5 protein-coding genes are annotated in these 10,051 nt (G+C 72.0%); 2 read left to right on the top strand and 3 right to left on the bottom strand.

All coding sequences use genetic code 11. From position 1 onward, the window contains the following. Positions 1-102: 102 nt before the first annotated feature. Complete coding sequence (locus ACWC1K_RS36590) at positions 103-1,302, bottom strand: acyltransferase family protein (RefSeq protein ID WP_450837216.1); 1,200 nt, start codon at positions 1,300-1,302, stop codon at positions 103-105. 348 nt (positions 1,303-1,650) lie between these two features. Between ACWC1K_RS36590 and ACWC1K_RS36585 the strand changes: the two genes are divergently transcribed. Then, the gene (locus ACWC1K_RS36585) at positions 1,651-2,865 is read left to right on the top strand and encodes an MFS transporter (RefSeq protein WP_450837215.1); all 1,215 of its coding nucleotides are present in this window, start codon (positions 1,651-1,653) and stop codon (positions 2,863-2,865) included. 109 nt (positions 2,866-2,974) lie between these two features. Here the strand turns inward: ACWC1K_RS36585 and ACWC1K_RS36580 are convergent, their stop codons facing one another. Further along, a complete protein-coding gene (locus ACWC1K_RS36580; RefSeq protein WP_450837214.1) occupies positions 2,975-3,961 on the bottom strand; it encodes an aldo/keto reductase in 987 nt (328 codons plus the stop codon). Positions 3,962-4,143: 182 nt separating this feature from the next. Here ACWC1K_RS36580 and ACWC1K_RS36575 point away from each other — a divergent pair, with 182 nt between their 5' ends. Beyond that, entirely contained in the window at positions 4,144-5,802 is a 1,659-nt protein-coding gene (locus tag ACWC1K_RS36575) for a long-chain fatty acid--CoA ligase (RefSeq protein WP_450837213.1), read from the top strand. Positions 5,803-5,854: 52 nt separating this feature from the next. Here ACWC1K_RS36575 and ACWC1K_RS36570 read toward each other — a convergent pair whose 3' ends face one another. Beyond that, on the bottom strand, positions 5,855-9,844 hold the full coding sequence (locus ACWC1K_RS36570) for a PAS domain-containing protein (RefSeq protein WP_450837212.1): 3,990 nt from the start codon (positions 9,842-9,844) through the stop codon (positions 5,855-5,857). Positions 9,845-10,051 lie beyond the last annotated feature (207 nt).

Raw genomic sequence — 10,051 nt, 5'->3', positions numbered from 1 at the left:
ACTGGCGGGGGTGGGGGTGGGAACAACAACCCCCGCGCGGCCCACACAGGGCCCCGCCTGCTCCGGCCGGAGCAGGCGGTCCCTTGTGTGCCCGCGGTGCGATCAGACCTCCTCGCCGGCCCGCTGCGCGGCGAGCGGCAGGGCCTCGGCCAACGGCCGCTGCTGCACCGGCTTCTTCTTCGGGTTGGACCAGCGTTGGGTGATCGGCCGCTCGACCAGTTCGTACAGCGCCCACGACGCGAGGACCGCGACGGCCAGGCAGAGCGCCAGCAGGGCGGCGGCCTCCGGAGCCGAGTACGCCTTGCTGCCGAGCAGCTTCCACACGCCTTCCAGCACGGTGAAGTGCACCAGATAGAAGGCGAAGGAGATGTCGCCGAGCCAGACCATCACCCGGTTGCGGAAGAGGGTGAACCTGCCCTCGTCGTCCGCGATGGCACCCGCGGCGATGAGCAGGGCGGCGGGGACGACACAGACCGCGCGCGAGGAGTAGATGTACGGCGTGAAGTAACCCAGCGCGAAGCTGGCGACGAGCAGTGCACCGGACCAGATCATGCCGATGTTGCGCCAGCGTCCCGTCATCACCGAGCGGGCCACCAGAATGCCGAGCGCGAAGTCCAGCACCCGCGGGAACGGCAGGATGTAGGAGAAGAAGTACTGGTTGACCGAGGTCGCGGGCTCCATGGCCATGAAGGCCGTGCCCTTCGGGACCAGCAGGGTGGACAGCAGCGGCGTCGCGAGGATGCCGAGGGCCACACCCGCGACCCAGAGGTTCAGCCGGCGCGCCGGGATCTTCTTGATCAGGTACAGCAGCACCGGGAACGAGAGATAGAAGATCGCCTCGACGGCCAGGGACCAACCCGCCGGGTTCACCCCGAAGTTGATGGAGAAGTCCGGGTAGTACACCTGGAGCATGAAGAAGTTGAGCAGCCCGATCTTCATGTTCGTGTGCGGGGCGGCGAACACCACCATGGCCAGCACCCACACCACGAGGTAGTTGGGCACGATCTTCAGGAAGCGGCGCCGCCAGAACCGCGGTGCCGTGTCGGTGGCCCGGGCCGACCAGGTCAGCACGAAACCGCTCAGCACGAAGAAGAAGGTGACGCCGAGGGCACCGGCGTGGTGCACGGCGCGGTAGTAGGAGTGCACGTCCGAGCTGCTGCGCAGCCAGGGCGTACCGAGGAAGGCCAGCAGCGAGGCGTGGTAGAGGAACACCACGAACGCTGCGGGGAAACGCAGTCCGGTGAGCGTGTTGAGGCGGGTCGCCCGGGCGCGCCCCGTCGCACTTAGTCGGTCCGTCGACACGTCTTCTGCTCCTAGGGAAAAGGGAATCTGCGGTGTGTGCTTTGCGCTGTGCGGTGCGGCGAGTTTTCGTGGCCGAATACCTGGAAGCTACCCGACGATAAATTGAATTACCGGGGCGGATCCATCCGGTTACTCCCAGCACCACCACCCCGACTACCAGGCAGAATCCGGTGGGTGGTGGTCCCGACACCACGACCGGAAGACCCTTCCCCCGCACGTCGCGCGCACACGATGATTCACCTGCATGTCATTGCTGCATAGTGATCCGTCGCCGGAAGAAGCACCGGCAGGAAATCAGCTGTTCGATGCCGGACAATTCAGTGCCGGAAAATCCACGCGGGAGCAAGGATGGACTCGGAAACCGAAATCCCCGTGAGCGCACCGGCCGGCGCGCCCCCGGCCGCGCGGGAGCGCTCGTCGCTGCGCGGCTGGCTGGCCGTCGCCGGACTGGCCCTGGGCGTCTTCTCCTTCGTCACCACGGAGACCCTGCCCATCGGGTTGCTGCCGTCCATCGCCGACGGCACGTCGGTGTCGGTGGGCACGGCGGGCTTCCTGGTGACGGGGTTCGCGGCGGTGGCGGCGGCGACCTCCGCACCGCTGACCGCGTTGACCGGGCGAATGGACCGCAAATGGCTGCTGGTCGTCCTGATGGTCTTCTACGTCGGCGGCAACCTGCTGGCCGCCGTCGCCTCCGGTTATCCGCTGCTGCTGGCCGCACGCATCATCGTGGCCCTGGCCCACGGGGTGTTCTGGTCCATCGCCGTGTCGATCGCGGTACGGCTGGTGCCCGAGCGGCACGCCGTCCGCGCGACCTCGGTCGTGCTCGGCGGCATCTCCCTGGCCTCCGTCGCGGGCACCCCGCTCGGCACGGCCGTCGGCCAGTCCGCCGGATGGCATGTCGCCTTTCTGTGCGTCGGGCTGCTGGGCGTCCTGGTCCTGGCGGCGGCCCTGCTGTTCATGCCCGCGGTGCCCGCCCGGGGCAGCGGCGATCTCACCGTGCTGCTCCAGGTGCTGCGGCACCGCGCGCTGCGCGTCGCGATCGGCGTGACCGCGCTGATCATGAGCGGCCACTTCCTCGCCTTCACCTATGTGACCCCGTATCTGGAGCAGGTCACCGGCGTACGGCCGTCCCTGGTCGGCGTGTTGCTGCTGGTCTTCGGGGCGGCCGGGCTGGTCGGGAACTTCGCGGCGGGCGCGGTGGTCGGCCGGGCGCTGCGCGCGAGCCTGATCGGCAGCATCGGGCTGCTGGCCGTCGTCATGGCGGTGATGTACGCGGGCGGAGCGGGGGTTCCGCTGGCCGTGACGATGCTGGTGTGCTGGGGCGTGCTCTACGCGGCGCTGCCGGTCGCGCTGCAGACCTGGGTGCTGCGTGCCGTCCCCGAGGAGAGCGAGGCCGCCTCGTCGTTGTACGTGGCCGCCTTCAACGGGGCCATCGGCGTGGGCTCGCTGGTCGGCGGCCTGATCGTCGACGCGTCCGGGCCTCGGCCCACGATGCTCGCGGCGGGCCTCTTCGCCCTCGCCGCGATGCTGCTGGCGACCGCCCGCGACACCAGGACGAAGTGACCGCGGGGCGCGGAGACTCCCCGTGTACGACCGGATTCCGGGACGGCCGGCCACGGCCATCGTGGTGGCGGCCCGCACCGGTCGTACACGAGGTGGCGGCGGGGAAGGCTCAGCGGTTGACGAAGGTGAGGCTGGTCTCGTCGTAGCGGGCGCCCGCGATCTGCTCCGGCGAGGCGGTGGCCTCGATGGCGGCGAGGTCCTCGGGGGACAGCTCGACGTCGAGGGCCGCGAGGTTCTCCTCCAGGTACCGCTGCCGCCGGGTGCCCGGGATCGGCACCACGTCGTCGCCCTGGTGCTGCACCCAGGCCAGGGCGAGCTGGCCGGCGGTGATCCCCTTCGCGGCAGCCAGCTCGTCCAGCTTGGCCACGGTCGCCAGGTTCCGTTCGAGGTTGCCGTCGGCGAAACGCGGCTGGCTGCGCCGCATGTCGTTGTCCGCCATCTCCTCGGTCGAGCGGTACTGGCCGGTCAGCAGGCCGCGCCCGAGCGGGGAGAAGGGGACCAGGCCGATGCCGAGTTCGCGGCAGACCGGAGCGATCTCCGCCTCCAGGTCACGGGTCCACAGCGACCACTCGCTCTCCAGCGCCGTGATCGGGTGCACCGCGTGCGCGCGCCGGATGGTCTGCGCCCCGGCCTCGGACAGACCGAGGTAGCGGACCTTGCCGGCCTGCACCAGCTCGGCCAGGGCGCCGACGGTCTCCTCGATCGGGACCTGCGGATCGACCCGGTGCAGGTAGTACAGGTCGATGTGGTCGACGCCGAGCCGGCGCAGCGAGGCCTCGCACGCCTGCCGCACATAGGCGGCGTCGCCGCGCACCCGGGTGGGTTCGCCGAGACGGTTGGCGAAACCGAACTTCGTGGCCAGCACCACCTCGTCACGGCGCCCGGCGATGGCCCGCCCGATCAGCTCCTCGTTGTGCCCGGAGCCGTAGAAGTCGGCGGTGTCCAGGAGGGTCACCCCGAGGTCGAGGGCGCGGTGCAGCGTCGCGATCGACTGTGCGTCGTCCGTGGCGCCGTAGGCATGACTCATGCCCATGCAGCCCAGGCCCTGCGCAGAAACCTCCAGTTCGCCCAGATACCGCGTGGGGACGTCGTTCATGCTGCTGCCTCCTGAGCTGGTCGGACTCATCCGCCCAGAACGCTAGGTGTTGGAGCGCGCTCCATGTCAAACGTCCCGGGGCCGGCCCCCCGGCCCCGACCAGAACGGCCTACCAGGGGGTAGCCATACCGCGCGGTATGTGTCCAGAATCGCCGGACACCCCAACGCTCCGGGAGGCTCCGGTGTACGGCACCATGCAAGACGTACCGCTTCTGATCTCACGGCTTCTGGAACACGGCCGCACCATCCACGGACGGTCGACAGTGACCACGTGGAGCGGCGAGGCAGAACCCCGACGCCGCAGCTTCGCCGAGATCGGCGACCGCGCAGCCCGGCTGGCCCACGCCCTGCGCGACGACCTCGGAGTGACCGAGGGCAGCGTGGTGGGAACGCTGATGTGGAACAACGCCGAGCATGTCGAGGCCTACTTCGCGATTCCCGCCATGGGCGCGGTGCTGCACACCCTCAACCTGCGGCTGCCGGCCGAGCAACTGGTGTGGATCGTCAACCACGCCGCCGACAAGGTCGTCGTCGTCAACGGCTCACTGCTCCCGCTGCTCGCGCCCCTGCTGCCGAAGCTGCCCACGATCGAGCACGTCGTCGTCACCGGCCCCGGCGATCGCTCCCTCCTGGAGGGCGCCCGTCCCCAGGTCCACGAGTACGAGGACCTGATCGCGGACAAGCCGGCCACCTACGACTGGCCGGAGCTGGACGAACGCCAGGCCGCCGCCATGTGCTACACCTCCGGCACCACGGGCGACCCCAAGGGCGTGGTCTACAGCCACCGTTCGATCTATCTGCACTCCATGCAGGTCAACATGGCCCAGTCCATGGGCCTGACCGACCAGGACACCTCGCTCGTCGTGGTCCCCCAGTTCCACGTCAACGCCTGGGGCCTGCCGCACGCCACCTTCATGACCGGCGTCAACATGCTGATGCCGGACCGCTTCCTGCAACCGGCGCCGCTCGCCGAGATGATCGAGTCCGAGCGCCCGACCCATGCGGCGGCCGTCCCCACCATCTGGCAGGGCCTGCTCGCCGAGCTGACCGCCAAGCCGCGCGACGTCTCCTCCCTGACCCAGGTGACCATCGGCGGTTCGGCCTGTCCGCCCTCCCTCATGGAGGCCTTCGACAAGCTGGGCATGCGGGTCTGTCACGCCTGGGGCATGACCGAGACCTCCCCGCTCGGCACGATCGCCCGGCCCCCGGCCCATGCGGTCGGCACCGAGGAGGAGTTCGCGTACCGCCTGACCCAGGGCCGTTTCCCGGCCGGCGTCGAGGCCCGCCTCACCGGCCCCGGCGGCGAGCGCCTGCCCTGGGACGGCGAGTCCGCGGGCGAGCTGGAGGTCCGCGGCAACTGGATCGCGGGCGCCTACTACAACGGCCCCGACGCCGAACCACTGCGCCCGGCCGACAAGTTCAGCGAGGACGGCTGGCTGAAGACGGGGGACGTCGGGACGATCTCCCCCGAGGGCTTCCTCACCCTCACCGACCGCGCCAAGGACGTCATCAAGTCCGGTGGCGAGTGGATCTCCTCCGTCGAGCTCGAGAACGCCCTGATGTCCCACCCGGACGTCGCCGAGGCAGCCGTGGTCGCCGTCCCCGACGAGAAGTGGGGCGAACGCCCCCTGGCCACCGTCGTCCTGAAGGAGGGCGCCACCGCCGACTTCGAGACCCTGCGCACGTTTCTCGCCGACGAGGGGCACGTCGCCAAGTGGCAGCTCCCGGAGCGCTGGGCGGTCGTCGAGGCGGTGCCGAAGACGAGCGTCGGGAAATTCGACAAGAAGGTGCTGAGGAAGCACTACGCCGAGGGCGACCTGGACATCACCAGGCTCGACTGACGTTCCGCCACGACCGGGCGGCCGGCCCCCGGCGTTCGCCGGGGGCCGGCCGTCAGTTGGTCCCGATCCGCGACAGCAGATCGACGATCCGGCTCTGCACCTCGCTGCTCGTGGACCGCTCGGCCAGGAACAGGACGGTCTCGCCGGAGGCCAGCCGCGGCAGGTCGGCCTGGTCGACGGCGGCGGTGTAGACGACCAGCGGGGTGCGGTTGAGCTGGCCGTTCGCCCGCAGCCAGTCGATGATCCCGGCCTGCCGGCGGTGCACCTGCATCAGGTCCATCACCACCAGGTTGGGCCTGAGCTGCCCCGCCAGTGTCACCGCGTCCGCATCGCTCGCGGCCCGCGCCACCTGCATCCCGCGCCGCTCCAGCGTCGCGGTCAGCGCCAGCGCGATCTCCGCATGCTCCTCGATCAGCAGCACCCGCGGCGGATGCTGCTCGCTGTCCCGCGGCGCGAGCGCCTTCAGGAGTACGGCGGGGTCGGCGCCGTACGCCGCCTCGCGCGTCGCCTGCCCGAGCCCGGCGGTCACCATGATCGGCACCTCGGACGCCACCGCCGCCTGCCGCAGCGACTGCAGCGCGGTCCGGGTGATCGGCCCGGTCAGCGGGTCCACGAACAGCGCGGCCGGGAAGGCGGCGATCTGCGCGTCGACCTCCTCGCGCGACTGCACGATCACGGGCCGGTAGCCCCGGTCGCTCAGCGCCTGCTGGGTCGTCACGTCCGGCGCGGGCCACACCAGCAGCCGCCGCGGATTGTCGAGCGGCTCCGGCGGCAGCTCGTCGTCCATCGGCACCGGACGCGGGGTGTCCGCGATCTCCACCGCGCCACCGGGACCGTCCAGCGGCTCCGGCCCCTCGGCGGCGTTCTCGTCCGGCGCCCCTATGGCGTACGACCGCCCGGTGCCCTCGGTCACCTGCGCCAGCCGCGACTGCCCGGCCAGGGACGGCTGGGGCTGCGCCGCCACGGGCGTCTGCTCGGCCGCCGGATGCGGACGGGCCGCCTGCTCCGGGGCCGCGGCGGCGGGCTCGGTCCGCGTACCCAGCTTGCGACGCCGCCCGGAACCGCTCGGGTTGTGCGGCGCGGGCGTGGCCGACGGCTGCTGCACCTGCGCGGCCTGCCGTGTGAACGGCACCCCCTGGCCCAGGGTCCGCACGCTGATCGCCTGGCCCTGCGTGGAGTTCGGGTCGACGGGGGCGGCGGGCGCGGCGGCCGCTTCGGCGGGGAGCGGCCGGGCGGGGTGTGCCGGTACCGCGGGGGCCTCCGCAGGGAGCGGGGTGCCGGGAGCCGGGGTGGACGGACCGGGCGCCGCCTCCACGGGCGCCGCGGGAAGCGGCTGAGCGGCGGCGGCCGGTGCGGCCTGGCCGGTGCCGTTCGGCACGGCGGCCGCCTGAGCGGGAACGGGCGCGGCCTGCTGCACCGGCACCCCCTGCCCCGGGGTCTGTCCGGCTTCCTGCGCCCCGGGCTGCGCCCCGGCACGGCGACGGCGGCCCGTCGGCGCGCTCGTGGGGTGCGGCTGCGGCGGAGTGTGGTCGCCGGACTGGTCGTGCGGCACGGCATCGTGACGGCCGTCGTCGACCGGGCCGTCACCGGGAGCATCCGGGCCGCCCTGTGCGGGGACCTGCGGCTGTCCGGGAACCTGCGGCTGATCGGGAACCGCGATCTGCGGCTGCCCCTGCACAGGTACGGATGCCTGCCCGGGCACCGCCGCCTGCTCCTGCGCACCCTGTGCGGGGACCCGGTCCGCCTCCGCCGGCGGCAGCGCGAACACCGAACGCGGGGCCGCCTCCTGCGCGGCGGCGCGGTCGTTCGCGGCGGCCAGGGCACGGCGACGGCGCCCGGTCGGCTCGGCGTTCTGCACGGCCACGGCCTGCTCGGCCCGGCCCGGCTGCTCGGCCGACGCGGGGCCGGCGGGCAGCGCCGCGGGCAGGGCAGGCTGCTCGCCGCCGTCCCGTCGCGCACGCCGGCCGCCGGACGCGGGCACACCCTGCGGGGGAACGGTCCCGCCCAGGCCCGTACCCACGGCCGCGGTCCCGGCTCCGTGCTCACCGGCCATGACGACGGCACCCTCGGCGACACCGCCACCGGCACCCTCGGCCGACCGCCCGCGCCGTCGCCCGGTACCGCCGGAGACCTCCAGCGCTCCGGCGGCCGAGGCCGCGGCGGCCGCCGACTCCTCGACCGCACGCCTGCGACGCCGCCCGGTGGGCACACCGCCCTCCGTGTCGGCCTCCGCCGGGTCACCGGGCTCCGCGGGCCCCTCGCTCTCCAGGAACGCGTCGACGGAGGACCGCCGCGCCCGCCGGCGCCCGCCGGCGGAGGTCTGGTCGGAGGCGACGGGCTCGTCCGCTCCGGCACCCGAAGCCTCGGCCGCAACGGCCCCGGCCCCGCCCCCGATGGGCACCTCCAGCACATACGCGCTGCCGCTCATCCCGGGCACTTCATGCGTCTGCAGCACACCGCCATGAGCCCGCACGATCCCGCGCACGATCGGCTCGTGCACCGGGTCTCCCCCGGCATACGGCCCGCGCACCTCGATCCGTACGACCTCACCGCGCTGCGCGGCGGCCACGACGACCGTGTTGTCCATGTAACCGCCGGCCGACACGGGCGCGTTGCCGGTCGCGTCGACACCGGCGACATCCGCGACCAGATGGGCGAGGGCGCTCGCCAGGCGCTGCGGGTCGACCTCGGCCTCGATGGGCGGCGCGTGCACGGCGAACTGCACCCGCCCGGGCCCGATCAGCTCCACGGCCCCGTCGACACCGGCGGCGACCACGGCGTCGAGCATGACCTTCGTACGGGTGATCTGCTCGCTCCCGGCGTCGAGCAGCTGATAGCCGAGGACGTTGTCGATGAGGGTGGTGATCCGCGAATAGCCGGCCGACAGGTGGTGGAGCACCTGGTTGGCCTCGGGCCACAGCTGCCCGGCGTCGTCGGCGGCGAGGGCGGCCAGCTCGCGCCGCAGCTCGTCCAGCGGTCCGCGCAGCGACCGCCCCAGCAGGGTCAGCAGCTGCTCGTGCCGCGCGGCGAGGGCCTCGTACCGGTCCTTCGCGCGCTCACCGAGTGCGGCATACCGCTCCTCGCCGGCCGCGAGCTCCTCGTCGTGCTGCTCCTGCAGCTCCTCGAGCTCGCTGACGTGCTTCTGGCGCAGAGCGGTGAGTTCGGAGGCGTGCTCCTCCTCGATCCGTTCCAGTTCCTCCGCATGCCGCTTCTCGGCGGCGGCCTTCTCCTCGGCGAGCGCGTCGTACGGCCGCCGGTCGGCGAAGGTCATCACGGCACCGACGAGCTGGTCACCGTCGCGCACCGGAGCGGTGGTCAGGTCCACGGAGACCTTGTCCCCGCCCTTGGAGAACAGCACCTGCCCCCGCACCCGGTGCTTCCGCCCGGAGCGCAGGGTGTCGGCGAGCGCGGACTCCTCGTACGGGAAGGGGGAACCGTCGGCCCGCGAGTGCAGCACGAGGGAGTGCAGCTCCTTGCCGCCGAGATCACTGGCCCGGTAACCCAGTATCTGAGCGGCGGCCGGATTGACCAGCACGATCCGCCCGGCCGTGTCGGTCCCCACCACACCCTCGGACGCGGCCCGCAGGATCATCTCGGTCTGCCGCTGCGAACGCGCCAGCTCGGCCTCGGTGTCCACGGTCCCGGTCAGGTCGCGAACGACGAGCATCAGCAGCTCGTCGCCGCTGTAGCCGTAACCGTCGTAGGCCTGCTGTCCGTTCTCGAGGTTGGCGCTGGTGACCTCGACGGGGAACTCGGCCCCGTCGGTGCGCCGCGCGATCATCCGCGTCGGCTTGGTCCGCCCGGCGGGGTCCATGTGATCGGGCCGCCGCATGGACCCGGGAATGAGCTTGGAGTCGAACTGCGGCAGCAGATCGAGCAGCCCCCGCCCCACGAGAGCCGTACCCGGCGCTTCAAAGGCCTCAAGCGCGATCGTGTTCGCGTTGACGACGGTCCCATTGGCGTTGACCAGCACCAACGCATCGGGAAGCGCGTCGAGTATGGCTGCGAGGCGAGCAGCGCCTCGGGATGGCCTGCTGCTCACGAGACGCTTCCTCCCTGTTACCGCACCTTGCCGACCGCTCGGGCCATCTTGCCAACCGGCCCGCGACGTGTCACGCGAGGGAGTCTAAGGGCAGTGGTTGCGCTCGCGACGCCGGATGAGAGGGAGGTCGCACGACGAGTTGAAGTAGAACGTGTGCCCGCATCCTCTGGCCTGCGCAGGCCTTCGCGAGACCTTCGCCGGACCGTT

It is taken from the genome of Streptomyces sp. NPDC001492, from assembly GCF_053597275.1.
This window is presented reverse-complemented; position numbering and strand designations above follow the sequence as displayed.

Bases quoted from the DNA above. Each gene is read 5' to 3' on its own strand.
- ACWC1K_RS36585 (WP_450837215.1), top strand. From the start codon at position 1,651: ATGGACTCGGAAACCGAAATCCCCGTGAGCGCACCGGCCGGCGCGCCC.
- ACWC1K_RS36580 (WP_450837214.1), bottom strand. From the start codon at position 3,961: ATGAACGACGTCCCCACGCGGTATCTGGGCGAACTGGAGGTTTCTGCG.